The organism is Amycolatopsis albispora, assembly GCF_003312875.1.
Taxonomy (GTDB): Bacteria; Actinomycetota; Actinomycetes; order Mycobacteriales; family Pseudonocardiaceae; genus Amycolatopsis; species Amycolatopsis albispora.
Genome location: NZ_CP015163.1, coordinates 2,465,156 through 2,488,439, shown reverse-complemented (window position 1 = coordinate 2,488,439; position 23,284 = coordinate 2,465,156). Strand labels below are relative to the sequence as shown.

The following is a 23,284-nucleotide window of genomic DNA, read 5'->3' as shown; positions in this document are numbered from 1 at the left end:
TGGGCCACTGCTGTTCGGCGGTGGCGGTGACAATCGTGTCCGGTGAACTGGGAGTTCGATGAACATCGTTCTGAGCGGCGTGTTGTGGGTCGCCGGCGCCGCGGTCGTCGCGGGGGTGACCGCGTATCTGGTGCGGCGGTTCGGGCTGGACGAGGGCCGCCCCGGCAACAACGACGCGGCCGGGCAGGTGTTCACCATCGTCGCCGGTCTCCACGTGGTTTTGGTGGCCTTCGTGCTCATTTCGCTCTACGACGGGGTGGCCGCGGTCAGCGAGAAGTCCTACGAGGAGGCCGACGGCCTGGTGGCGGTCGCCTGGGCGGCGGACTCGCTGCCGGGGCCGGTGGCCGAGCAGGCGCGGCGGTCCGCCGCCGAGTACGCCTCGACGGTGACCAACGAGGAGTGGCCGAAGCTGCGGGCGGGGGAGCCGGTGCCCAAGACGGCCGAGCGCCAGCTGGAGGAACTCCGCGTGGCGATCGTCGAGACCGAGATCCCGGAGGACGAGTTCTCGGTCGGCCGCAAGACCGAGGCGCTGGACAAGCTGTGGGAGGTCTACCAGGCACGCCAGGCGCGGCTGAACGGGACGGACACGGCGGGCGTCGGGGCGGTGGTCTGGTTCGTGCTGGTGCTGGGCAGCGTGATCACGGTGCTGCTGCCGAACCTGTTCGGCGGGACCAAACTGCTCACGCACGTGATCATCGTGTCCACCCTGGCCGGGACGATCACGCTGTTGTTGTTCGCCATCTACCAGCTGCAAAACCCCTTCGGCGGTGGCGCGAAGGTGGAGCCGGACGCCTTCCGCTGGGCCGTGGACCGGCTGGCCTGATGGGCCCCGCACGCTACGGCGCCGCCCTGGCGGCGGGCGTCACGCTGACACTGGCGGGCCCCCTGCCGACCTCAGCGGCCGCGACCGGACCAGACGAGCTGGCTGCTTCGGCCGGGCCGGACGCTCGGACCGCGGCGGTCGGGGCCGAGCCGCGGTTGTGCCTGATCGGGTCGCTGTGCCTGCCGAACCCGCCGTGTCCGCCACAGAAGCCTCCGCCGCCGCCACCGCCGGTGCCGCCGCCCCCACCTCCGCCGCCCCCGGCACCATCGCCACCACCATCACCGCCGCCACCGCCGGAGCCGCCACCGGAGCCGCCGCCGCCACCACCGCCGCCGGAGCCACCGCCACCGGAGCCGCCACCGCCGTCACCGGAGCCGCCGCCGACGGAAACGCCGGAGCCACCCGTGACCCAGCCGGAGACCACTCCGCCGGAGACCGAGACCACCCCGCCCGGAACCAGCTCGCCGCCGACCAGCCGGCAGGCCGTGGCACCCCCGCCCCAGGAGGCCACGCCGCCGGAACCGGAATCGGCGCCGCCCCCTTCCGCGAGGAAGCGGGCGGCGCCGATCGAGCCGGCCGCCGAGGCGAAGCCGGAACGCGGGCTGGACACCGAGGACAAGCGCCGGTGGGGGCTCGCCGTGGTGGTGCTCACGCTGGGCGCGGGCGCCGTGGTGCGATCGATCGCCCGCCACCGCTGAGCAACGCGCCGTTCAACACGGCTCAGGCGTCGGTGAGTTCTTCGATGAGGGCATCCACGTCGAAGAAGGCTTCTTCGGCGCCGATCGGCACGATGGCGGCCGCGGCGTCGATGAAGGTTTCCACGTCCACGCGCAGCAGTTCCACCACCGCGTAACCGCCGGGTGACTCGAACTCCACGGCGAGGAACTGCTCGTCGCGCGCCAGCTCGGGCCGGATCCGGACGTCGCCCTCGCCGACCGGGCCGATCAGGCCGGCGATCAGCAGGTCACGGGCGAAGCTCCACTCGACCCAGGTGCCGTCGCCCGCCTGGAAGGACAGAACGACCCCGAACGGCTCCGCCGCCGAGTACGAGAAGCGGGAGAGCACGGGCGCGTCCGCGTCGCTGAGGGACACGAACTGGTGCTGGTGTACGGCGTCGTTCATCTCGGGCCACCTTCTTCCTTCACTTCGGTCGCCACTGAGATGGCCCGGCACGGGCCGCCTTACGCGAGTCGCGCGGCGGTTCACCCGAACCGGTGTACCGTGCTGGTCACGGGCAGTCAGAAAACCGCCACTACCAGCGACAGAAGGAGAAGCGACCCCGATGAGCGCAACGGAGCTGCTGGCCTCGGTCCAGGCCGAACTGGCCCCGCGCGACCGCGAGAACAGGCTGGTCCCGCTGATCACCGCCGGCGAGGCGCCGCGCTCGGTCTTCGCCACCATCGCCGCCGAGGAACTGCGCATTGTGCGCAGCGACTGGCGCAGCTGCCTCACCCTCGCCGCGCGCAGCGAAGAGCCCGCCGTGCGGGAGTTCTTCGCCGACCTCGCCGCCGGTGAACGGCTCGCCCTCGGCAAGCTGCCCGCGCTCGCGGCCGCCGCCGGGCTGGACGATGCCGCGCTCGACGCCTACGAACCGCAGGCCGGGTGCCAGGCCTACCCGGCGTACTTCGCCTGGCTCGCGCTCAACGGCGAACCGTCCGATGTGGTCATCGCGCTCTACTCGAACTTCGCCGCCTGGGGCAGTTACTGCGCGGCGATCACCGGCGCGATGCGCGAGCAGTACGGCTTCGACGACGAGGCGTGTGCCTTCTTCGACTTCTTCGCCACCCCCGCGCCGGGCGCCGACGAGCAGGCCGCCGCGGCTGTCCAAACCGGACTCGACGCGGGCCGCGGTGATCGTGAGGCCCGTCGCTACGCCCGCCTGTTCCAGAGCTACGAGCTGATGTTCTGGAACACGCTGGCCGATCAGCCCGGCTGAGCCGCGTTCGCCCGGGGCAGCGCGCCGAGCGCGCCCCGGGCGCGCAGGCCGAGAAACGCCGCCACCACCTGCGGGTCGAACTGGCTGCCGCGGCCGTCGAGCAGTTCGCGCTCGGCCTCGGCCTCGGTGCGGGCGCGCTGGTACGGCCGGTCGGCGAGCATCGCCGCCCAGCTGTCGCAGACCGCCAGGATCCTGGCCTCGAACCGGATCGCGGTGCCGGCGAGCCGGTCCGGGTAACCCTCGCCGTCGAAGCGCTCGTGGTGCTGGCGGATCACGTCGGCCACCTCGCCCAGCCCCGGCACGGCCAGCACCAGCCGGTACCCGTAGACCGGGTGCTGGCGCACCTGCGCCCATTCGTCGGCGGTCAGCGGCCCGCGCTTTTCCCAGATTTCCTTGGGTATCAGGATTTTCCCGACGTCGTGCAGTCGCCCGGCGAGTTCGGCGAGCCGCACGCTGGCGGGGGAGCGGCCCAGTTCCTCCGCGACCAGCGCGGCCCAGCGGCCCACCGCGCGCCCGTGTTCCCGTGTGGACAGCCAGCCGTCCACTTCGTCGGCGATCCGCTGCAGATAGGTGATCCCGGCGTCGGAGTCGGGTTCCTCGGCCGGCCAGTCGACCACCCGGTCGCGGCCGCGGTTCTTCGCGGCGTAGAGCGCGCGGTCGGCGGCGCCGACCAGATCGGCGGGTGTCTTGCCGTGCAAGGGAAAGCTCGCCGTGCCCACCGAGATCGTGACCTCGATGGGGCGGTGCCCGTCGTCGATGTCGATCGGGCTGTCGGCCACCGCGCGGCGGATTCGCTCGCCGATCACCGCCGGTTCCTCACCGCCGGTGCCGCGGATCAGCAGCGCGAACTCCTCACCGCCGTAGCGGGCCAGGATGTCGGTGTCCCTGGTGGCGTGGCGCAGGCGGCGGCCGATCTCCACCAGCACCCGGTCCCCGGCGGGGTGGCCGTACCGGTCGTTGATCGACTTGAAGTGGTCGACGTCGGCGATCAGCACCGCCAGCGGCGTACCGGCCCGCCGCGCGCGGGCGATCTCGGCGGGCAGCTCGGCCTCGAAGAAGCGCCGGGTGCGCAGGCCGGTGAGACCGTCGGTGATGGCCAGCCTGCGTTGCTCGGAGACCAGGCCCGCCAGCCGCGCGATGGTCAGCACGAACAGGATCGCGCAGGCGCAGCCGACCACCGGGATGGAGGAGTAGGCACCGTTCGCGTACTGCACCAGCAGGGTCGCCGGGGCGATCAGCGCGGCCGCGCACAATGCGGTGATGCGCAGCGGGCCGGGGCCGCGGTCGGGGGCCGCGCCGGGGTCGGCGATCCGGGCCATGGTCGGGTGCAGGGCCGCGGCGCCGAGCGCGAGATTGCCGGAAAGCCAGAAGGCGTCGAGGAAGTTGCCCGCCGCGTAGGTCTGGTTGAGCTGCTGGAAGACGTACACGCTGTCGGCGGCGAAGAAGGCCAGCAGGTTGGTCGACAGCAGCACGAAGGCGGTGTTGCGGCGGCCCCGGCCGAGGATCAGCCGCACCGCGACGGCGAACATCGCCAGGTCCATCATCGGGTAGGCGACCGACGCCACCTTCACCAGCACGGGTGAATGCGCCTCGGCCTGCGGCCCGATCAGGTACAGCCACGACAGCATGCCCGCGACCACCGCCAGCAGCGCGGCGTCGAGCAGGCTCGGCACGTCACGGCCGGCGTTGCGGCGGCGGATCAGCAGCACCAGCCCGGCCACCACCAGCGGGTAGTGCGACAGGTAGAGCACGTCGGCCACGGCCGGGAAGCTGGTGTCGGCCAGGATGAAGTGCGTGACGTAGAAGTTCGCGTCGGCGGCGGCGTAGATCACCTGGCTCAGCCCGAGCAGCACCCACGGCAGCCAGGACCGCGGCCGGTTGCGCACGCAGCCGAACAGCACCGCGGCCGCGGCCGAGGCGCTCACCAGGCAGTACAGCGTGACCCGCAGGGCGGGCGGGCCGCCGGTGCGCACGGTGGTGTAGTAGGCGGCCACGGTGAGCCCGCCGGCCAGCAGATACCCCACCCAGAGCCGCCCGCCGCGGGATCCAGATCTGCGCTTCTCCACGCCCTCTTCCGGTTTCGTGCGATCGGTCGCCGAATCGTCACCGTACGCTACCGCGTCAGCCGAACAGGGCAAGCCCTTCGGGTGAGCGGCCCAGTGGCCTTGGCCGTTCGCCGAAACCGGCGAAAGAAATCGAACCGGTTCGCGCGCGGACCCGTGTTCGTGCTGCCGGTGCGTGGCACGGTTACGCGGTCACTTACGCGCCCACGGGCGGGGAGGAGAGCTGGATGGCGGCGTTGTGGTCCCGGAACCGGGAACCCGCGGCCGACGAGGCGCTGATCCGATCGGTCTACGAGGAGCACGGCCGCGCACTGCTGGCCTACGCGACCCGCCTGACCGGGGACCGGGCGGCCGCGGAGGACGTGGTCCAGGAGACACTGGTGCGGGCGTGGCGCAATCCGGACGTGCTGGTCAACGGCAAGGGCTCGGTCCGCGGCTGGCTGCTGACCGTGGCCCGCAACATCATCACCGACCGGTTCCGGGCGAAGTCGGCGCGGCCGCCGGAGGTGCCAGAGGTGCCGGAGAAGCCGCCGGTGCAGCGCGACCACGCGGATTCGGTGGTGGATTCGGTGGTGGTGCTCGAGGCACTGGACCAGCTCTCGGCCGACCACCGGGACGTGCTGGTGAAGATCTACTTCGAAGGGCGCAGCGTGAGCGAGGCGGCGGCGGCGCTCGGGGTGGCACCGGGCACGGTGAAATCGAGATCGCACTACGCACTGCGAACATTGCGGAACACGTCGCTGGGACGGCAGCTGGCGCTGAAGGGGGTGGCCGGATGAACACGGGGCACGACGCGCAGTTGCTCGGCGCCTACGCGCTGGGCGCGCTCGACGAGTGGGAGGTGCGCGCGGTGGAGGAACACGTCGCGGCCTGCCCGCGGTGCGCCGCCGAGTTGGCCGAGCTGCGGCGGTTGCACGACGCGCTCGGCGAGGTCCCGCCGGAGGCGATGCTCGACGGCCCGCCCGAGGGCGGGGATCTGCTGCTGCAGCGCACGCTGCGGCAGGTGCGTGCGGAACGCGGCGGGCAGGAGCGCAAGCGGCGTTTCGCCGTCGGCGTGGCGGCGGCCGTGGTGGCCGCGGCGTTCCTGGGTGGCGGGGTGATCGTCGGCCAGCAGTCGGCGCCGGACGCGCCGGAGGTGGTCGCGCTGCCGCCGGGCACGAAGACCGGTTCCGGCACCGACGCGGCGACGGGCGCGAGCATGACCGCGACGGTGAAACCGGCGGCGGGCTGGGTGCGGATCAGCACCGACATCAAGGGCATTCCCGCCGGGCAGAAGTGCCGGATCATGGTGGTGGGCAAGGACGGCACGCGGGCCGAGGCCGGCAGCTGGCTGGTTTCACCGGCCGGTGAACGCGATGGGACCAAATTGGACGGTGCGGCACTGGTCGCGCCGGACCAGGTGGCCGCGGTCGAAGTGGAGAACTTCGACGGGAAGACCTTCGTCTCCGTACCGGTGTGACGGCCCGGGGGTGACTTTCGATGGAGGGTTCGCTCATCCGAAAGCCACCCCCGGGTCAGCCCGGAGGTTGATGTGGGCGCACCGGCCGGTTCCTAGGCTGGACGCGTCCTGATACCAACCTGTGGGGGCGTGATGCGAAGATCTCTGGCAGTCGTGCTGACGGCGGCTTCGGTGGTGGTGCTGGCACCGCAGGCCCAGGCGGCGGAGGCGGCACCGCAGTGGGCGCCGTGCGCGGATTCGCCGCAGCTGCTGTGCGCGAAGCTGACCGTTCCGCTGGACCACCGCAACCCCGCCGGTGAGCAGCTCGAACTGGCGATTTCCCGGCTCCCCAGCGCAAAACCGGCCCAGCGGCGCGGTGTGCTGCTGCTCAACCCCGGCGGTCCGGGCGGCCCGGGGCTGAGCATGCCCGCCGATCTCGCGGCGGCCGGGCTGCCGGCGAGCGTGCTCGACACCTACGACCTGATCGGCTTCGACCCGCGTGGCGTCGGCCAGAGTTCGCCGGTCACCTGTGATCTGCGGCCGGACCAGCTGGTCAGCAACGTGCCGCCGTACGCGAAGGACGCCGCCGACGTGGCGTCCAGGGCCCAGGTCGCGCAGGGGCTCGCGCAGCAGTGCGCCGCTTCGGTTTCCGGGCCGCGGTTGCCGTTCATCACCACCGCGAACACCGCGCGCGACATGGACCTGATCCGCGAAGCCCTCGGCGAGCCGAAGATCTCGTACTTCGGCGGTTCGTACGGCAGTTATCTCGGTGCCGTCTACGCCACGCTGTTCCCCGAGCGCACCGACCGGATCGTGCTGGACAGCGCGACCGGCACCGGCGGGCTCGACCCGGCCGGCGCGCGTCGCCTCGGCCAGGGCATGGAAGACCGCTTCCCGGACTTCGCGCGCTGGGCGGCCGATCGCGACGGCACCTACGAACTCGGCCGGAAACCGCGTGAGGTCAAGGCGAAGTACTTCGAACTGGCCGCGAAGCTCGACGCCGACCCGGTGGCCGGGATCGATGGCGCGTTGTTCCGCCACCTGACCTTCGGCGCTCTCTACGGGGACGCGAACTTCCCGGTCCTCGCCCAGCAGTGGCAGGCGCTGGACCGCGCCGACGCACCGGCCACCACCGCGGCCGCGGTGGACCTGGGAAACCTTCTGTCCTCGCAGCTGTACGTGGTGTGCGGTGACAGCGACTGGCCGGAGGAGGTCCGGACCTACCAGCGCAACGTCGAGCAGGACCGCAAGCGCTACCCGATGTTCGGCGCGGCCTCGGCGAACATCTGGCCGTGTGCGTTCTGGGCGGCCGAACCGGCCGAGCCGCCGGTGCGGATCACCGATGCGGGACCGTCCACTGTGCTCATCGTGCAGAACCGGCGCGACCCGGCGACGCCGCTGGCCGGGGCACGCGAGATGCGCCGTGCGCTCGGTGACCGCGCCCGGATGGTGACCGTCGACCAGGGCGGGCACGGCGCGTACCTGTCGGAGAACGCCTGCGCGAACAACACGGTCACCCGGTTCCTGGTGGACGGCACGCGCCCGCACCACGACGTCGCGTGCGGGGCCGACCGGTCGGCGTTCAGCGGGCTGGGCGACGAACAGCGGCAGGCCCGCGAGCGCGCGTACGCGAAGGTGCACGAGCACCCCGCGGTCTAGGATGACGGGATGGGACACGGGGTCGAGGGCCGCGCGGCACCTCCGGCGTCACTGGACGCCGAGGGCGCGGCGGCCGTCGCGGCCACGCTGCAGGCGCTGGCCACCCCGTCCCGGCTGCTCATCCTGACCACGCTGCGCCACGGCGCCTGCTCGGTGGCCGAGCTGGCGGAGGCGGTGGGCATGGAGCAGTCCGCGGTCTCGCACCAGCTCCGCCTGCTGCGCACGCTGAACCTGGTCACCGGCAGGCGCCAGGGCCGCAGCGTGGTCTACAGCCTCTACGACAGCCACGTCGCGATGCTGCTCGACGAGGCGGTGTTCCACGTCGAGCACATCCGCATGGGGCTGCGGGAGTTCCTGGCCTGAGCGGATAGCATCGGCGCTGTCATGAGTGCGACTCTTCTCGCCAGGGACCTGGCCGCCGGGCACGGCGATCGTGTGCTGTTCTCCGGGCTCGACCTGGTGGTCGCCCCCGGCGACGTGGTGGGCCTGGTCGGGGCGAACGGCGCAGGCAAGTCGACGCTGCTGCGCACGCTGGCCGGGCTGGTGCCGCCGGAGCAGGGCACGATCCGGCTGAACCCGCCGAGCGCGACCGTCGGGCACCTGCCGCAGGAACCGGAACGCCGCCAGGGGGAGACCGTGCGGCAGTTCCTGGCCCGCCGCACCGGCGTCGCCGAAGCGCAGCACGCGCTCGACGAGGCGACCGAGGCGCTCACCGAGGGCAGGCCGGGCGCCGACGACGCCTACGCCACCGCGCTGGACCGCTGGCTCGCGCTCGGTGGTGCCGACCTGGAGGACCGCGCCGCCGACGTGGTCGCCGACGTGGGCCTGGACGTCGGGCTGGACCAGGCGATGACGGCGCTCTCCGGCGGGCAGGCCGCCCGCGCGGGCATGGCGTCGCTGCTGCTCAGCCGCTACGACATCTTCCTGCTCGACGAGCCGACCAACGACCTGGACCTCGACGGGCTCGACCGGCTGGAGAAGTTCGTCGCCGGGCTGCGCGCGGGCACCGTGCTGGTCAGCCACGACCGCGAGTTCCTGGCCCGGACGGTGACGCGCGTGGTCGAGCTGGATTTCGCGCAGCAGCAGGTGAATTCCTACGGCGGCGGTTACGAGTCCTATTTGGAGGAACGCGCCATCGCGCGGCGGCACGCGCGCGAGGAGTACGAGGAGTACGCCGACACGCGCGCGGCGCTCGAAGCGCGGGCGCGGACCCAGCGCAACTGGATGGACAAGGGCGTGCGCAACGCGCGCCGGAAGTCCTCCGACGGCGACAAGATGGCGAAGAAGTTCCGCGCGGACGCCACCGAGAAGCAGGCGTCGAAGGTCAAGCAGACCGAGCGGATGATCGAGCGCCTGGACGCGGTGGAGGAGCCCCGCAAGGAGTGGGAGCTGCGGATGGAGATCGCCGCCGCGCCGCGGTCGGGCGCGGTGGTCGCCACCGCGCGGGCGGCGGTGGTGCGGCGGGGCGGGTTCACCCTAGGGCCGGTGGACCTCCAGCTCGACTGGGCCGACCGGGTGGCGATCACCGGCGCGAACGGCGCGGGCAAGTCCACCCTGCTGGCCGCGCTGCTCGGCCGGATCGAACCGGACGAGGGGCAGTGCGCGCTCGGTTCCGGCGTGGTCGTCGGTGAGGTGGACCAGGCGCGCAAGCTGTTCTTCGGCGAAGAAACCCTGCTCGACGCGTTCGCCGCCGAGGTGCCGGACCTGGTGCCCGCCGACGTCCGGACGCTGCTGGCGAAGTTCGGCCTGAAGGCGGCGCACGTGCTGCGCCCGGCGACGAGCCTTTCCCCGGGCGAGCGCACCCGCGCGGCGCTGGCGCTGCTCCAGGCGCGCGGGGTGAACCTGCTGGTGCTCGACGAGCCGACCAACCACCTGGACCTGCCGGCGATCGAGCAGCTGGAGTCGGCGCTGGCGTCCTACTCCGGCACGCTGCTGCTGGTCACGCACGACCGCCGCATGTTGGACGCCGTAGAGGTGACCCGGCGCCTCGAAGTGGCCGAGGGCCGGGTCACCGAACGCTGACTCAGCGGCGGAAGCGCCAGGTTTTGCTGTCGAAGGCAATGCAGATGCCGGGGGAGAGCACCACCACCCGCAGCGTGCCGTCGCGTTCGTCGTAGTCGATGCCCTCGGTTTCGAACTCGCCGGAGCAGCCGCTCTCCAGCGGCAGCTGGCCCAGCGCGGTGACCCGGCCGGTCACGTCCGAGCCGCCGAGCGCACCGGCGAGATCCACCTGCAGCAGCGGCTTCTTGATGCCGAACAACGCGCCTTCCGGATCGTTGGACGAGCACAGCAGCTGGGTCGCGGTGACGAAGTCGCAGCCCTGGATGTCACGCACGGGCCGGTCGAGGCGGATGGAGAAGGCGTACGGCAGGTTCTCCGCCGGGTTCTTCGCGACGATGCCCGGCGTCGGGTGCACCAGGAGCCGGTCCATCGTGCCCCATTCGCCCGCGACCATCCACGCGCCGTCGGGGGAGACCGCGGCGAACGAGTTGTTGCTGGCCTCCCAGGATTCCAGCGCGTGCTGGTACTCGGCCCACGAACCGTCCGGGGCCTGCACGCGGAACAGCTTCGCGCCGCGGTCGTCGCGCTGGTACGGCTCGATGTAGTAGCCCTTCGCGGTGCCGGGGTCGCCGACGTGGTTCCAGCCGCGGGCGGCCAGTCCCGGCGGAATGGTGCCGATGCCGGTGTAGCGGATGGTGGTGCCACCGGGGCGTTCGATGGTGGCCAGGCCCTGGCTCTCGTCGAGCGGGCGGGCCACGTCGGAGCCGATCTTCTGCCACGGCCCGGTGGCGTGGGCGGGGGCGGCGGCGAGCAGGAGGGCGGGGACCAGAAGGAACGCGGCGACAATCTTGTTGAGGCGCATGGGAATCTCGTACCAGCCGCCGACCGCGGGCAGAACCCGCCGGAAGGTGGTTTAAACCAACTTCGCGTGAACCGTTGACGGCTGTGGCCGGGCTCACTACGCTGACGGAAACCGTCTGGAAAGTTAACAGATTAATTTACCGGGAGACGCCCAGTGCGAGCAGGAAGCCCACGGCTGCTGCGCGAGATCAACGACCGCGCCGCGATCGACACGTTGCTGCGCGAAGGGCCGCTGACCAGATCCGACCTGGAGTACGTGATCGGCCTGTCCAAGCCGGCCACCGCCCAGCTGCTGACCCGCCTGGAGCAGGACGGGATCGTGGTCAAGGACGGCGTGCGCGGGGGCGGGCGCGGCCCGCGGGCCCAGCTCTGGTCGGTCAACGGCGCGGTGGCGCACGTGGCCGCGGTCGACCTGACCCCGCACGGCGCCGAGTTCGCCATCGCCGACATCACCGGCAAGGTGCTCACCGAGTACAGCGCGCCGCTGCCGGTCGAGGCCGGTGCCGACGTGGCGGGTGCCTTCCGCGAGGCGACGGTCGCGGCGACGGCGAGCGCGAACCTGGCGCTGGACGACCTCAAGCACGTGGTGATCGGCGCGCAGGGCGCGCTCAACCCGAAGACCGGGCACCTGGAGTCCGCGCCGCACCTGCCCGGCTGGTCCGGGTTCGACCTGCCGGGCAAGCTCAGCGAAGCGCTCGGGGTCGGCGTGACCATCGAGAACGACGTGAACCTGGTGGCGCTGGAGGAAATGATCTCCGGTGAGGCCGCCGAGCTGCGTGACTTCGTGCTGGTCTGGCTCAGCGAAGGCGTCGGTGGCGCGGTGGTCGTCGGCAGGCGGCTGCTGCGTGGCGCCACCGGTGGCGGCGGTGAGATCGACTGGCTGCGCATCCCGGGCACCGACGGCGGCGAAAGCGGGCGCTTCGGCGACCTGGTCGACTCGCCCGCCATCGTCGAACTGGCCGCACGCCACGGTTTCCGCGGTGACACCGGCTGGGCGGTGGTCGGTGAGGCTGTCCGAAGTGGACAGGACGGGCAGGCGTTCCTGGCCGCCTTGGCCCGCCGCGTGGCCATGGGCGTGGCCAATGTGGTCAGTGTGGTCGACCCGGAAACCGTGCTGCTGTGCGGGGAAGTCAGCCGCGCGGGTGGTGCGGTGCTGGCCGGGCTGGTCGCCGGAGAACTGCACCAGCTGGTCATCCCGCGTACGCCGGTCGGCCTGGCCTCGGTGCCCGGCAACCCGGTGCGGGCGGGCGCGCTGCACTCGGCGCTGTCCGTGGTGCGTGAGCAGTTGTTCGGCCTGGCGCCGGCCACGGCCGTCCCCATCTCCTGACAGACCGATCCCCATCCCTACCTAGGAGTGCCTATGCGAGCGTTGAAACTGCTTCTCGGCATCGCGTCGGTTTCGCTGCTCACGGCCTGTTCCGGCGCGGCGAGCGGACCGGCGGGCGGCGGTGAGCTCGGGGCGGCGCCCGGCAAGGACGAAGCGCTCACGCTGACCGTGTACAGCAAGTTCACCTCGCGTGAGTACGACGTGGTGACCAAGGGCCTGGAGAAGATCAAGACCAGGTTCCCGAACATCCAGATCAAGCACGAGGGCAACCAGGACGACGACAAGCTCACCCAGTCCATCCGCGGGGGCAACCCGCCGGACGTGGCGATCTCCTTCTTCACCGACAACCTCGGCGCCTGGTGCTCCACCGGCAGCTTCCTCGACCTCAAGCCCTACATCGACCGGGACCAGCTCGACCTGAACGTGATCCCGGAGGCGGTGCGCAGCTACACCGAGTTCGAGGGCAAGCGGTGCGCGATGCCGATGCTCGCCGACGTATACGGCTTCTACTACAACAAGGACATGTTCGCCGCGGCCGGGCTGTCCGCCCCGCCGAAGACCACCTCCGAGCTGCTGGAGATGTCCAAGCGGCTGACCCAGTTCAACCCGGACGGCTCGATCAAGGTCGCCGGTTTCCTGCCGTCCATGCCGCACTACTCGAACCAGGCGCAGATCTGGGCGCCGAACTTCGACGCGCACTGGCTGGGCGCCGACGGCAGGTCGAACCTCGCGGGCAGCCCCGAGTGGAAGGCGATGTTCGAGTTCCAGAAGCAGCTGATCGACTCCTACGGCGGGCCCCAGAAGGTCGAGCAGTTCAAGTCGGGCCTCGGTGACCAGTACTCGGCCGACCACGCCTTCCACCGCGGCAAGATCGCGATGATGTTCGACGGCGAGTACCGGACCGCCTTCCTGGCCGACCAGGCGCCCGAGGTCAACTACGGCACCGCGCCGCCGCCGGTGCTCGACAGCAAGCCGGACCGCTACGGCGGCGCCTTCACCACCGGCACCATCATCGCCATTCCCAAGGGCGCCAAGAACCCCGGCGCGTCGTGGGAACTGGTCAAGCACATGTCGACCGACACCGACACGCTGGTGGAGCTGGGCAACGGGCTGAAGAACGTGCCCAGCACCGAAACCGCGCTCAAGGACCCGCGGCTGGAGGTCAGCGAGCAGTTCCGCGAGTTCCTCACCATGTTCTCCAGCGGCAAGCTGCTGCCGAACCCGACCACGCCGATCGGCGACGCGCACCTCAAGGCGGTCAACGACTTCGCCGAGCGCTGGCAGGCGGGCAACGAGCCGAACCTGGAGGAGGGCCTGCGGAAGGTCGACGCGCAGATCAACGACGAACTGGCCCAGAAGTCCGGCGGGAAGTAAGCGAGACGATGACCGCCACCCTGGGCCGCGCGGTCGCGCCGTCCCCGGCCCCGCCAGCGCGGCGGGGCCGGGGAGCGCGTGGCCGCCGCCGCTGGACCGTGCTGGCCTTCCTGGCCCCGGCGCTGATCGGCTTCACGATCTTCTTCGCCTACCCGCTGATCGCCACGGTGTACTACTCGTTCACCCGCTACGACCTGGTGAACGCGCCGGAGTGGATCGGCTTCGACAACTACGTGCGGATGTTCACCACCGAGCCGCTGGTGGGCACCGCGGCGTGGAACACGCTGTGGCTGGTGGTCGTGCTGACCGTGACCCGGGTGCTGTTCTCGCTCGGGGTGGCCTCGGTGATCGCGCGGCTCAAGCGTGGCGTCGGGCTGATCCGCACGCTGTGCTACCTGCCCGCGCTCGCCCCGCCCGCCGCCGCGACGCTCGCCTTCGTGTTCCTGTTCAACCCGGAATTCGGGCCGGTGAACCGGTTCCTGCGGCTGCTCGGCATCGACGGCGGGCTGTGGTTCAACGATCCGGCGATGTCGAAGCCGGCGCTGACCCTGCTGGTGCTGTGGGGTTCCGGCGAGCTGATGATCATCATCCTGGCCGCGTTGCTGGACGTGCCGCAGGAGCAGTACGAGGCCGCCGAGCTGGACGGGGCCGGGCCGCTGCGCCGGTTCTGGCACGTGACGCTGCCGACGATCTCGCCGGTGCTGTTGTTCGGCGTGGTCAACTCGATCATCTTCGCGCTGCAGTTCTTCACACAGGCGGTGGTGGCCAGCGCGGTGGCGTCGGGCAGTTCCGACGTCGCGGGCAACACCAAGTACATCGGCGCGCCGCAGAACTCCACGCTGACCTATCCGGTGTGGTTGTACGTGCAGGGATTCCGGTACTTCAACATGGGTTACGCGGCCGCGATGGCAGTGCTGCTCTTCGTGGTCTCGTTCGCCTTCACCTGGATCCTGGTGCGCCAGCTGCGCAAGGCTTCGGCCGTGGAAGGGGGTGCGTGATGGTCGCGGTGACCGAACGCCCGCGTGCGGTGAAGCCGGTCGAACGGCGGAAGCAGTCGTGGGACCGCAGGCTGCAGTGGGTGGCCACGCACGCCATCGGGCTGGCGCTGGGCATCGGGTTCACGCTGCCGGTGGTCTTCGTGCTGCTGACCGCGGTGATGGCCAGCGACCAGGCGATGACCGCGAGCCTGTGGCCGGCCGAATGGCACTTCGGCAACTTCGTCAAGGTCTTCGAGCAGGCACCGCTGCTGGACTACCTGGTCAACAGCCTGACCTACTCGCTGCTCGCCACGCTGGGCATCCTGCTCTCGGCCATCCCGGCCGCGTACGCGCTGGCGAAGCTGCGGTGGCGCGGGCAGAACCTCTTCTTCATGCTGACCGTGGCCGCGATGATGCTGCCACCGCAGGTTGTTGTGGTGCCGCTGTACGACCTGTGGGTGCGGCTCGGCTTCACCGGCAGCCTGGTGCCGCTGATCGTGCCGTACTTCCTGTTCGACGCGTTCAGCGTGTTCCTGCTGCGGCAGTTCTTCCTCACCATTCCGCGCGACTACCTGGAGGCGGCCAAGATCGACGGCTGCTCCGAGTTCACCGCGATGGTCAAGGTGCTGGTGCCGATGGCCAAGCCGGGGATCGCGGCGACGGCCATGTTCTGCTTCCTCTACACCTGGAACGACTACTTCGGCCCGCTGCTCTACACCGGGGAGAACCGCGACGGCTGGCCGCTTTCGCTGGCGCTGGCGTCGTTCCGCGGCATGCACCACGTGGAGTGGAACCTGACCATGGCGGCCACCGCGCTGGTGATGGCGCCGGTCATCGTGTTGTTCGCGTTCGCGCAGAAGTCGTTCGTCCGGGGAATCACGTTCACGGGAGTCAAGGGTTGAAACTGACAGTGGTCGGTGGGGGATCCACCTACACGCCGGAGCTGATCGACGGCATCGCCGGCAGACGGTCCACTTTGGACGTCGACGAGATCGTGCTGGTCGATCCGGACGCGCACCGGCTGGAGATCGTGGGGGAGTTCAGCGCGCGGTTGCTGGCGCACGCCGGGCATCCGGCGAAGATCAGCACCACCGGTGATCTGGAGCGGGGGGTGGACGGCGCGGCGGCGGTGCTGCTGCAGCTGCGGGTCGGCGGGCAGGCCGCGCGCCGCTCCGACGAGACCTTCCCGCACCGGTGTGGTTGTGTCGGGCAGGAAACCACCGGCGCCGGCGGGCTGGCGAAGGCGCTGCGCACGGTGCCGCTGGTGCTCGACCTCGCCGACCGGGTGCGTGCGGTCGCCGGGGAGGACACCTGGATCGTCGACTTCACGAACCCGGTCGGCATCGTCACGCGGGCGCTGCTGAACCGGGGGCACCGCGCGGTCGGCCTGTGCAACGTGGCCATCCACCTGCAGCGGACCTTCGCGGGCCTGCTCGGCGTCGACCACGAGCACCTGCGGCTCGACCACGTCGGGCTGAACCACCTGAGCTGGGAACGCGGGGTGCGCGTCACCGAAGCGGACGGCACGGTGACCGACCGGCTCCCCGAGCTGGTCGAGCACCACGCGGACGCCGTCGCCGAGCACCTCGACATGCCGGTGGACTGGCTGCGCCGCTTCGGCATCGTGCCGTCGTACTACCTGAAGTACTACTACTCGCACGACGAGATCGTGGCGAAGCAGCGCGAGGAGCTGCCGCGCGCGGACGTGGTCACCGAGGTGGAGAACGAACTGCTCAAGGTCTACCAGGACGAGGAAGTGGTGACCAAGCCGGAGCAGCTTTCCCGGCGGGGCGGGGCGTTCTACTCCGAAGCCGCGGTGCAGCTGGTGCACGCGCTGACCGGGAACGGGCCGGCCGAGGAGCACGTCGTCAACGTGCGGAACAACGGCACGCTGCCGTTCCTGCCGGACGACGCGGTGATCGAAGTACCGTCCACTGTGGATTCCTCCGGCGCGCGGCCGCTGCCGGTCGCGCCGGTGGAGCCGATGCTGGCCGGGCTGATCGCGCACGTGACCGCGTACGAAAACCTGGCGCTGGAGGCCGCGCTGCACGGCGGCCGCGAGCGCGTGGCGAACGCGCTGCTCGCGCACCCGCTGATCGGCCAGTACCGGCAGGCGGACCTGCTCGCCGACGCGCTGATCCACCAGAACCGCGACCTGCTGCCGTGGGCCAAGGCATGACCGACCTGGTGGTGGCGATCGACGGCGGCAACAGCAAAACCGACGTGCTGCTCGTCGACGCCACGGGGACCGTGCTGGGCGAAGCACGCGGGCCCGGCGCCTCCCCGCAGAACGTGGGCGTGGCCGCCTGCGTGGAAACACTGGAGCGGCTGGTGCTGGCCGCGCACGAGGACGCCGGACTGGCCGCGGAACGGCCGTTCGGCGTGCACACCTCGGCCTACCTCGCGGGCCTGGACCTGCCACGGGAGGAGGAGGTCCTGCACGCCGCGCTCACCGCGCGCGGCTGGTCGCCTTCGCTGACCGTCGGCAACGACACCTTCGCGCTGCTGCGCGCGGGCACCTCCAGCGGCACCGGGGTGGCCGTGGTGTGCGGGGCCGGGATCAACTGCGTGGGCGTCGGCCCGGACGGCCGCGTGCACCGCTTTCCCGCGCTGGGGCGGATTTCCGGGGACTGGGGTGGTGGCGCGCACCTCGGTGAGGAGGCGCTGTGGTGGGCGGTGCGCGCGGAGGACGGCCGCGGGCCGTCGACCGCGCTGCTGCCCGCGGTGAAGGCGCACTTCGGGGTGGACTCGGTGGTGGAGGTGGTGCACCGCCTGCACTTCGGTGAGCTGCGCGGGCCGGTGCTGAACGAGCTGTGCCCGGTGCTGTTCGACGTGGCCGCCACCGGGGACGAGGTCGCCCAGGAGGTGGTGGACCGGCTGGTCGAGGAGGTCAGCGTGCTGGCCGGGGTCAGCCTGCGTGAGCTGGGCCTGACCGGCGGCTCGCCGGAGGTGATCCTCGGCGGGGGTGTGCTGACCGGGGTGGCCGAGCCGGTGATCGCCGAGATCGAGCGCCGCTGCCGGAAGGTGGCGCCGCACGCGGTGTTCCGCGTGGTCGACGTGGCACCGGTGGTCGGCGCGGCGTTGCTGGGGCTGGACGCGATCGGGGCGGACGTGGCGGCGAAGGAGCGGCTGCGGCTGGTGTCCGGTGGTGTGGTGTCGGAGAGCCGGAGGGATTCGGATGGCTGAGGTGGCTTACGTCGGGGCGTCGCGGATCTATCCGGGCACGCCGGAGGTCCGCGCGGTGGACCGGCTGGAGCTGGAGGTGGCCGACGACGAGTTCCTGGTGCTGGTCGGCCCGTCCGGTTCGGGCAAGTCGACCGCGCTGCGCATGGTCGCCGGGCTGGAGGACGTGGACGAAGGGGCCGTCCACATCGGACGCAACGACGTGACGAACACGCCGCCCAAGGCACGCGACATCGCGATGGTGTTCCAGTCGTACGCGTTGTACCCGCACATGTCGGTGGCCGAGAACATGGGGTTCGCGCTCCGGCTCAAGGGCCTGCCGAAGGCGGAGATCCAGGCGAAGGTGGCTGAGGCGGCGGCCATGCTGGACCTGACCAAGTACCTGGAGCGCAAGCCGAAGGCGTTGTCGGGCGGTCAGCGGCAGCGGGTGGCGATGGGTCGCGCGATCGTGCGGGAGCCGTCGGTGTTCCTGATGGACGAGCCACTGTCCAATCTGGACGCCAAGCTGCGGGTGGAGACGCGGGCGAACATCGCCGCGCTGCAACGGCGGCTGGGCACGACGACGGTGTACGTCACGCACGACCAGGTCGAGGCGATGACCATGGGGCACCGGGTGGCGGTGCTCAAGGACGGCCTGCTGCAGCAGTGCGCCACGCCGCGCGAGCTGTACGACCGCCCGGCGAACGCGTTCGTGGCCGGGTTCATCGGGTCGCCGTCGATGAACCTGCGGACGCTGCCGGTCACCGGCGGGCGGGCCCGGCTGGGCGAGCTGGCCGTCCCGGTGCCGAACGCGGTGGACCTGCCGGAGGTCACCTTCGGCGTGCGGCCGGAGTCGCTGCGGCTGGCCGGGGCGGGGGAGGAGGCCGTCGAGCTGACCGTGGAGCTGGTGGAGGAACTGGGCGCGGACGCCTACGTGCACGGCACCGCGGACGGCGGCCGACTGGTGGTACGCGTGGACGGCCGGATCCCGCCGCGACTGGGCGAGATCGTGCGAGTGGCGCTACGAGCCCCGGACGAGGTGCACCTGTTCCACCCAGCCACCGGCGACCGCCTGCACACCTGACCGGCCGAGTGCCTGCCCCGGGCGTTGCCCGATGTCACGAATGTGGCTTTCGAGACGTTTCGCGTCTCGAAAGCCACATTCGTGACATCCACGGCCGCCTGGGCTGCCCAGGGCCGCCCGGCCTCAGTCCTCCGCGGCGGCCAGGTACGGGTGCACGGTCTCGGCCAGGTGCGGCCGCGGCGTGAACCAGTCGGCGAAGTCGAGGCCCTTCACACCCTCCTCGAGCTCGCCCTCGAACAGCAGTTCGTGGTCGAGGTCTTCGAAGGCGTGCTCGTTGAACGCGGCGAAGATCTGCTCCAGCGGCAGCTCCTCGCTGATTCCCGAAAGGTCCAGCTGCACGGCCGCCGCCGACTTGATCAGGTGCAGGCCGAGCGCCTCTGCGGTGCTCTGCGGCGCGGTCCAGCCGGGCTGGCACAGCCGGTAGCCCAGGATCGCGGTGCTGACCAGGAACTGCTTGGCGAACAACGCGGTGTACTGGTCGGCGAACCGCTCGGGCAGCTGGTCGAGCACCCACAGCGTGTCCTGCTCACCGGCGGTCACCTCGGCCTCTTCGAGCGCCTGGATGTCCTGGAACAGCTCGTCGGTGAGCACCTCGATGCCCTGCACGAAAGCTCCCGCGACCAGGGTGGCGTGCTCGGCGGAGACCGAATCGGCGTCGTCGGGGACGTGCCCAAAAGCTTCCAGCCCGAAGGCCCGCAGCTGCTCCGCGCTGCTGAGCAGCTGCTCACGGGCGGCGGCCAGCTCCTCCTCGGTCGGCGCCTCCGCCACCTCCTCGTCGTCGGCCTCGAGCGGCTCGTCGTCACCGCTGAACGCGGCCTCCAGGTCCTCGTCCGAGGCGGAGACCTCGCAGCGGCGCACGGTCCAGTCGGCCAGCAGCTCGGTGTGGTCGAGCAGCTCGCCGAGCACGTGCCGGGCACCGTCCTCGGCGAGCACCAGCGCGGGCGCGTCGAGCGCCCAGGTGATCACCGCGCCGGTGCCGGAGACCTCCACGCTGTGGTCCACGGGTTCGATCTCCACCCCGTCGGGACCTTCGACGGCGGCGAGCTGGTCGAGCTGCTCGTCGAGCAGGGCGGCGACCCCGAGCCGCTGGAGCGCGTCGAGTCCGGCGGCGTCGGCTGGCGGGACGATTTCGGCGATGAGCTGGTACTCCACGCGCGGAAGTGTGGCACCCCGCCCGGACACGCGCGCGGCGGGTCCCCAGTACGGTGAGTGCATGCCGGACCGCCTGTACTTCCGCCAGCTGCTCTCGGGCCGCGACTTCGCCGTCGGCGACCCGGTGGCCACCCAGATGGTCAACTTCGCCTACCTGATCGGGGACCGCGAGACCGGGGAGGCGGTGGTCGTCGACCCCGCCTACCGCGTCGCCGACCTGCTCGACGTGCTCGCCGCCGACGGCATGCGGCTGACCGGCGCGCTGGTCACCCACCACCACCCCGACCACGTCGGCGGCGACATGATGGGCTTCTCGCTGCCCGGCCTGTCCGACCTGCTCGCGCTGTCACCGGTGCCGGTGCACGTCAACGCCGGCGAGGCGGACTGGGTCAAGCGGGTCACCGGCGTGTCGGACTCGGACCTGGTCGCGCACGACCACGACGACCTGCTGGAGGTCGGCTCGATCCCGGTGCGGCTGCTGCACACGCCGGGGCACACCCCGGGCAGCCAGTGCTTCCTGGTCGGGGACGACCGCCTGGTCTCCGGGGACACGCTGTTCCTCGAAGGCTGCGGCCGCACCGACTTCCCCGGCGGTGACGCGGACGCGATGTTCCGGAGCCTGCAATGGCTGGCCGGGCTGCCGGGCAACCCGGTCGTCTACCCCGGCCACCAGTACTCGGCGGCCCCGTCGTCCCCGCTGGCCGACGTGCGCCGGGACAACTTCGTCTACCGGCCGCGCTCGCTCGAAGAGTGGCGCCGCATGTTCGCCTCGTGACGCAGGCGGTCAGCGCATGCCGAGCCGCCGGGTCAGGCGGATCTCGATGACCACCCGGTCGGGTTTCGGGCGCGGCTGCCGCTGGTAGCGCACGGCGTACCGGTTTTCCGCGTCCCGCACCGATTCGGGGTCTTCCAGCAGCCGCGCACGTCCCTCCAAAGTGGACCACCGGCGGCCGTCGGCCTGGCTGACCGCCACCGGCACGTCGCCCGGCCGGACGTTGCGGGCCTTCACGCTCGCGGCGAAGGTGATCACCCTGGCCACCGCGAACTCCTCGTCCACGGTCACGCCCACCGGCACCACGTGCGGCAGCCCGTCCGGGCGCAGCGTGGTCAGCGTCGGGAAGTGCCGCTCCGCCCAGAACGCGCGCAGTTCGTCGGACGGGTCGATCAACGGGGGTCCTCGTTCCTGGTGCGGGGCAGGCGGACGGTGAACCGCGTGCCGTCCGGCGAGCTGGCCAGCGTCACCGTACCGCCGTGCGCGGTGACCAGTGAATGCACCACGGCCAGCCCGAGCCCGCTGCCCCCGCGCTGCCGGGCGCGCGACCGGTCGACGCGGTAGAAGCGGTCGAAGATGCGGGCCTGGTCCCCGGCCGGGATGCCGGGGCCCGCGTCGGCCACCTCCAGCACCACCTCGCCCGCGCTCGCCCGCGCCGTGAGCGTCACCGCTGTGCCCGCCGGGGTGTGCACGGCGGCGTTGGTCAGCAGGTTGTCCAGCACCTGCCGCAGCCGCAGCGGGTCGGCGGACAGCCGGATCGGGCCCGGCTCGGTGGCGAAGGTGTCGGAGATGTCGGAGATGTCGGAGATGTCCATGGTCAGCGGGTGGTCCGCATGCGCCGCGCGGAAGGCGTCACCGGCGGTGGCGACCAGGTCCGCCAGGTCCAGTTCCTCACGCCGCAGCGGCGTCTCGGCTTCGGCGTCGTCGAGCCTGGCCAGCAGCAGCAGGTCGTCGAGCAGCAGGCTCATCCGGCTCGCCTCCTGCCGCAGCCGCGCCAGGTGCGCCTCGCGCTCGGCGGGCTCGTTGGCCGCCGCGTACTGGAACAGGTCGGCGTACCCGCGGATCGAGGTCAGCGGGGTGCGCAGCTCGTGCGAGGCGTCCGCGATGAACCGCCGCAGCCGCTGCTCGGCCGCGGTCCGCGCGCCCAGCGAGGAGTCGATGTGCGCGAGCATGGTGTTCAGCGCGGTCCGCAGCTCGTCGACCTCGGCGCCGCCGCCGGTGCCGGTGGCGCGGACCGGCAGGTCCGGGGAGTCGGTCAGGTCGCGGGTGGTGATGTCGTGCGCGGTGTCCGCCATGTCGCTGAGCGGGCGCAGGCCCCGGCGCAGCACGATCCGGCCGGTGATCACCAGGATCGCCAGCGCCAGGCTGAACGTGGCCACCTCGACCGCGATCAGCTGCTGCACGGTGCTGTCCAGTTCGGCCTCCGGCGCGGCGCTGACCAGCACGGTGCCGTTGGCCCGGTCGATCGGGCAGGCCCGCACCCGGAAGTCGCCCTCACCGCGCAGGTGCACGGTCTGGATCACCTCGGTCTCGGTGGCCGCCCGCGCCACCCCGGCCAGGTCCTCGACGTCCTGCGGCAGCCGGTCCTCCGGTTTCGGCGTGGCCACCCCGTCGCGGACCTCGAAGGCGACCGAGTACCACGAGTAGAACGGGGTCGGGTCCTTCGCCGGGTACTTGCGCAGCTTCTCGCTCTCGTCGAGCTGGCTGGAGGTCAGCTGGTCGTCGAGGCGGTCACGCAGGTAGTCGCGCATGATGCCGACGGTCAGCGCACCCACGATGGCGAAGACCACCAGCGACAGCGCGGCCAGTGCGAAGGCGAGCCGGGTGCCGAGGCGGAGGCGGTTCCAGGCACCGAGCCAGCGGCTCACCTGGCGGCCTGGCGGACCACGTAACCCACCCCGCGCACGGTGTGGATCAGCGGCTCGGCCTCGGTGTCCAGCTTGCGGCGCAGGTGCGAGATGACCAGTTCGACCACATTGGACTTGCCGCCGAAGTCGTACTCCCAGACGTGGTCGAGGATCTGCGCCTTGGTCAGCACGCCGGGCGAGCGGCGCATCAGGTAACGCAGCAGCTCGTACTCGGTGGGGGTGAGCGTGACCAGCCGGTCGCCGCGGCGGACCTCGCGGGTGTCCTCGTCCAGGCTCAGGTCGGCCACCCGCAGCACCGAGTGCTGCCAGGCCGGGCCGGTGCTGCGGCGCAGCACCGCGCGCAGCCGCGCCATCAGCTCCTCCACCGAGAACGGCTTGACCAGGTAGTCGTCGCCGCCCCTGGTCAGCCCGGCGATGCGGTCGGCGGTGCCGTCCTTCGCGGTCAGGAAGACCACCGGCACCATCGTGCCGGATTCACGCAGCCGGTCCAGCACGGTGAAGCCGTTGAGGTCGGGCAGCATGATGTCGAGCACCACGATGTCGGGGTGGAAGGCCGAGGCCTCACGCAGCGCGGCCTCGCCGCTGCCCGCGGTGACCGCCTGCCAGCCCTCGTACTTGGCCACCGTCGCCACCAGGTCGGCGATGTGCGGCTCGTCGTCGACGACCAGCAGCTTCACCGGGTTGTTCGTGTTCACCGTGCTCACCGTGCCATGGTGCGCCAAGGCGCCGCCGGTGGCGAGGCGCGGGTGCCGCCCGGCGGCCGACCGACAGGATTTCGACAGGTGGC

The 23,284-nt window shown here is 71.5% G+C and carries 23 protein-coding genes; 16 read left to right on the top strand and 7 right to left on the bottom strand.

Translation table 11 applies throughout. The annotated features are described in order from the left end of the window. Positions 1–58: 58 nt before the first annotated feature. The gene (locus A4R43_RS11625; protein ID WP_113692350.1) at positions 59–823 is read left to right on the top strand and encodes a bestrophin-like domain; all 765 of its coding nucleotides are present in this window, start codon (positions 59–61) and stop codon (positions 821–823) included. A 404-nt stretch (positions 824–1,227) separates the two neighbouring features. Then, the gene (locus tag A4R43_RS42655) at positions 1,228–1,521 is read left to right on the top strand and encodes a hypothetical protein (RefSeq protein ID WP_162788411.1); all 294 of its coding nucleotides are present in this window, start codon (positions 1,228–1,230) and stop codon (positions 1,519–1,521) included. Between the two features lie 22 nt (positions 1,522–1,543). On the opposite strand, the gene A4R43_RS11615 is transcribed toward A4R43_RS42655, so the two are convergent. Beyond that, positions 1,544–1,945 carry an SsgA family sporulation/cell division regulator gene (locus A4R43_RS11615; RefSeq protein WP_113692349.1) on the bottom strand — a complete coding sequence of 134 codons (402 nt, stop codon included), beginning with the start codon at positions 1,943–1,945 and terminating at the stop codon, positions 1,544–1,546. 160 nt (positions 1,946–2,105) lie between these two features. Here A4R43_RS11615 and A4R43_RS11610 point away from each other — a divergent pair, with 160 nt between their 5' ends. Then, the gene (locus A4R43_RS11610; protein WP_113692348.1) at positions 2,106–2,759 is read left to right on the top strand and encodes a thiaminase II/PqqC family protein; all 654 of its coding nucleotides are present in this window, start codon (positions 2,106–2,108) and stop codon (positions 2,757–2,759) included. Here A4R43_RS11610 and A4R43_RS11605 read toward each other — a convergent pair. Beyond that, positions 2,747–4,783 (bottom strand): bifunctional diguanylate cyclase/phosphohydrolase, encoded by a 2,037-nt coding sequence (locus tag A4R43_RS11605; protein ID WP_236808918.1) that lies wholly within the window; start codon positions 4,781–4,783, stop codon positions 2,747–2,749. The genes A4R43_RS11610 and A4R43_RS11605 overlap by 13 nt on opposite strands. Positions 4,784–5,049: 266 nt before the next feature. On the opposite strand from A4R43_RS11605, the gene A4R43_RS11600 reads away from it, so the two are divergent. The 5 genes from A4R43_RS11600 (at position 5,050) to A4R43_RS11580 (ending at position 9,941) form a co-directional block, all read left to right on the top strand. Further along, entirely contained in the window at positions 5,050–5,601 is a 552-nt protein-coding gene (locus A4R43_RS11600) for a sigma-70 family RNA polymerase sigma factor (RefSeq protein ID WP_113692346.1), read from the top strand. Continuing rightward, positions 5,598–6,281, top strand: a complete 684-nt coding sequence (locus A4R43_RS11595; RefSeq protein ID WP_113692345.1) for an anti-sigma factor family protein — start codon at positions 5,598–5,600, stop codon at positions 6,279–6,281. Before A4R43_RS11600 ends, A4R43_RS11595 begins: the two co-directional genes overlap by 4 nt. Positions 6,282–6,413: 132 nt before the next feature. Then, on the top strand, positions 6,414–7,919 hold the full coding sequence (locus tag A4R43_RS11590) for an alpha/beta hydrolase (RefSeq protein ID WP_113692344.1): 1,506 nt from the start codon (positions 6,414–6,416) through the stop codon (positions 7,917–7,919). 9 nt (positions 7,920–7,928) lie between these two features. Next, a complete protein-coding gene (locus A4R43_RS11585) occupies positions 7,929–8,282 on the top strand; it encodes an ArsR/SmtB family transcription factor (RefSeq protein ID WP_113692343.1) in 354 nt (117 codons plus the stop codon). A 21-nt stretch (positions 8,283–8,303) separates the two neighbouring features. After that, a complete protein-coding gene (locus A4R43_RS11580) occupies positions 8,304–9,941 on the top strand; it encodes an ABC-F family ATP-binding cassette domain-containing protein (protein WP_113692342.1) in 1,638 nt (545 codons plus the stop codon). 1 nt (position 9,942) lies between these two features. Here A4R43_RS11580 and A4R43_RS11575 read toward each other — a convergent pair whose 3' ends face one another. Further along, positions 9,943–10,782 carry a hypothetical protein gene (locus tag A4R43_RS11575; RefSeq protein ID WP_113692341.1) on the bottom strand — a complete coding sequence of 280 codons (840 nt, stop codon included), beginning with the start codon at positions 10,780–10,782 and terminating at the stop codon, positions 9,943–9,945. Positions 10,783–10,956: 174 nt separating this feature from the next. On the opposite strand from A4R43_RS11575, the gene A4R43_RS11570 reads away from it, so the two are divergent. The 7 genes from A4R43_RS11570 to A4R43_RS11540 are packed head-to-tail and all read left to right on the top strand — an operon-like array spanning position 10,957 to position 18,705. Then, entirely contained in the window at positions 10,957–12,108 is a 1,152-nt protein-coding gene (locus A4R43_RS11570; protein ID WP_113697510.1) for an ROK family transcriptional regulator, read from the top strand. A 33-nt stretch (positions 12,109–12,141) separates the two neighbouring features. Then, the gene (locus A4R43_RS11565) at positions 12,142–13,482 is read left to right on the top strand and encodes an extracellular solute-binding protein (RefSeq protein WP_113692340.1); all 1,341 of its coding nucleotides are present in this window, start codon (positions 12,142–12,144) and stop codon (positions 13,480–13,482) included. 8 nt (positions 13,483–13,490) lie between these two features. Further along, on the top strand, positions 13,491–14,480 hold the full coding sequence (locus A4R43_RS11560) for a carbohydrate ABC transporter permease (protein WP_113692339.1): 990 nt from the start codon (positions 13,491–13,493) through the stop codon (positions 14,478–14,480). Beyond that, positions 14,480–15,361, top strand: coding sequence for a carbohydrate ABC transporter permease (locus A4R43_RS11555; protein ID WP_113692338.1), 882 nt, complete (start codon positions 14,480–14,482; stop codon positions 15,359–15,361). Before A4R43_RS11560 ends, A4R43_RS11555 begins: the two co-directional genes overlap by 1 nt. Then, positions 15,358–16,638: a 6-phospho-beta-glucosidase gene (locus A4R43_RS11550; protein ID WP_113692337.1), complete on the top strand. Its 1,281-nt coding sequence runs from the start codon at positions 15,358–15,360 to the stop codon at positions 16,636–16,638. The genes A4R43_RS11555 and A4R43_RS11550 overlap by 4 nt, the downstream gene beginning before the upstream one ends. Continuing rightward, positions 16,635–17,645 carry an N-acetylglucosamine kinase gene (locus A4R43_RS11545; RefSeq protein WP_113692336.1) on the top strand — a complete coding sequence of 337 codons (1,011 nt, stop codon included), beginning with the start codon at positions 16,635–16,637 and terminating at the stop codon, positions 17,643–17,645. The genes A4R43_RS11550 and A4R43_RS11545 overlap by 4 nt, the downstream gene beginning before the upstream one ends. Then, a complete protein-coding gene (locus A4R43_RS11540) occupies positions 17,638–18,705 on the top strand; it encodes an ABC transporter ATP-binding protein (RefSeq protein WP_113692335.1) in 1,068 nt (355 codons plus the stop codon). Before A4R43_RS11545 ends, A4R43_RS11540 begins: the two co-directional genes overlap by 8 nt. A gap of 123 nt (positions 18,706–18,828) precedes the next feature. On the opposite strand, the gene A4R43_RS42650 is transcribed toward A4R43_RS11540, so the two are convergent. Further along, positions 18,829–19,857 carry a hypothetical protein gene (locus tag A4R43_RS42650; RefSeq protein WP_162788410.1) on the bottom strand — a complete coding sequence of 343 codons (1,029 nt, stop codon included), beginning with the start codon at positions 19,855–19,857 and terminating at the stop codon, positions 18,829–18,831. Between the two features lie 61 nt (positions 19,858–19,918). On the opposite strand from A4R43_RS42650, the gene A4R43_RS11530 reads away from it, so the two are divergent. Next, the gene (locus A4R43_RS11530; RefSeq protein WP_113692334.1) at positions 19,919–20,632 is read left to right on the top strand and encodes an MBL fold metallo-hydrolase; all 714 of its coding nucleotides are present in this window, start codon (positions 19,919–19,921) and stop codon (positions 20,630–20,632) included. A 9-nt stretch (positions 20,633–20,641) separates the two neighbouring features. Here A4R43_RS11530 and A4R43_RS11525 read toward each other — a convergent pair whose 3' ends face one another. Genes A4R43_RS11525 through A4R43_RS11515 form a run of 3 tightly spaced genes read right to left on the bottom strand, consistent with a single transcriptional unit; the run spans position 20,642 to position 23,192 of the window. Next, positions 20,642–21,022: a TIGR03618 family F420-dependent PPOX class oxidoreductase gene (locus tag A4R43_RS11525; protein ID WP_113697509.1), complete on the bottom strand. Its 381-nt coding sequence runs from the start codon at positions 21,020–21,022 to the stop codon at positions 20,642–20,644. Further along, entirely contained in the window at positions 21,022–22,497 is a 1,476-nt protein-coding gene (locus A4R43_RS11520; protein WP_113692333.1) for a sensor histidine kinase, read from the bottom strand. The genes A4R43_RS11525 and A4R43_RS11520 overlap by 1 nt, the downstream gene beginning before the upstream one ends. Then, positions 22,494–23,192 (bottom strand): response regulator transcription factor, encoded by a 699-nt coding sequence (locus A4R43_RS11515; protein ID WP_113692332.1) that lies wholly within the window; start codon positions 23,190–23,192, stop codon positions 22,494–22,496. Before A4R43_RS11515 ends, A4R43_RS11520 begins: the two co-directional genes overlap by 4 nt. Positions 23,193–23,284: the final 92 nt, after the last annotated feature.

Coding starts and splice junctions, on each gene's coding strand:
- A4R43_RS11625 (WP_113692350.1), top strand. CDS start 59: ATGAACATCGTTCTGAGCGGCGTGTTGTGGGTCGCCGGCGCCGCGGTC.
- A4R43_RS11540 (WP_113692335.1), top strand. CDS start 17,638: ATGGCTGAGGTGGCTTACGTCGGGGCGTCGCGGATCTATCCGGGCACG.
- A4R43_RS11530 (WP_113692334.1), top strand. CDS start 19,919: ATGCCGGACCGCCTGTACTTCCGCCAGCTGCTCTCGGGCCGCGACTTC.
- A4R43_RS11545 (WP_113692336.1), top strand. CDS start 16,635: ATGACCGACCTGGTGGTGGCGATCGACGGCGGCAACAGCAAAACCGAC.
- A4R43_RS11555 (WP_113692338.1), top strand. CDS start 14,480: ATGGTCGCGGTGACCGAACGCCCGCGTGCGGTGAAGCCGGTCGAACGG.
- A4R43_RS11565 (WP_113692340.1), top strand. CDS start 12,142: ATGCGAGCGTTGAAACTGCTTCTCGGCATCGCGTCGGTTTCGCTGCTC.
- A4R43_RS11610 (WP_113692348.1), top strand. CDS start 2,106: ATGAGCGCAACGGAGCTGCTGGCCTCGGTCCAGGCCGAACTGGCCCCG.
- A4R43_RS11590 (WP_113692344.1), top strand. CDS start 6,414: ATGCGAAGATCTCTGGCAGTCGTGCTGACGGCGGCTTCGGTGGTGGTG.
- A4R43_RS11560 (WP_113692339.1), top strand. CDS start 13,491: ATGACCGCCACCCTGGGCCGCGCGGTCGCGCCGTCCCCGGCCCCGCCA.
- A4R43_RS11615 (WP_113692349.1), bottom strand. CDS start 1,945: ATGAACGACGCCGTACACCAGCACCAGTTCGTGTCCCTCAGCGACGCG.
- A4R43_RS11600 (WP_113692346.1), top strand. CDS start 5,050: ATGGCGGCGTTGTGGTCCCGGAACCGGGAACCCGCGGCCGACGAGGCG.
- A4R43_RS11595 (WP_113692345.1), top strand. CDS start 5,598: ATGAACACGGGGCACGACGCGCAGTTGCTCGGCGCCTACGCGCTGGGC.
- A4R43_RS11580 (WP_113692342.1), top strand. CDS start 8,304: ATGAGTGCGACTCTTCTCGCCAGGGACCTGGCCGCCGGGCACGGCGAT.
- A4R43_RS11585 (WP_113692343.1), top strand. CDS start 7,929: ATGGGACACGGGGTCGAGGGCCGCGCGGCACCTCCGGCGTCACTGGAC.
- A4R43_RS11575 (WP_113692341.1), bottom strand. CDS start 10,782: ATGCGCCTCAACAAGATTGTCGCCGCGTTCCTTCTGGTCCCCGCCCTC.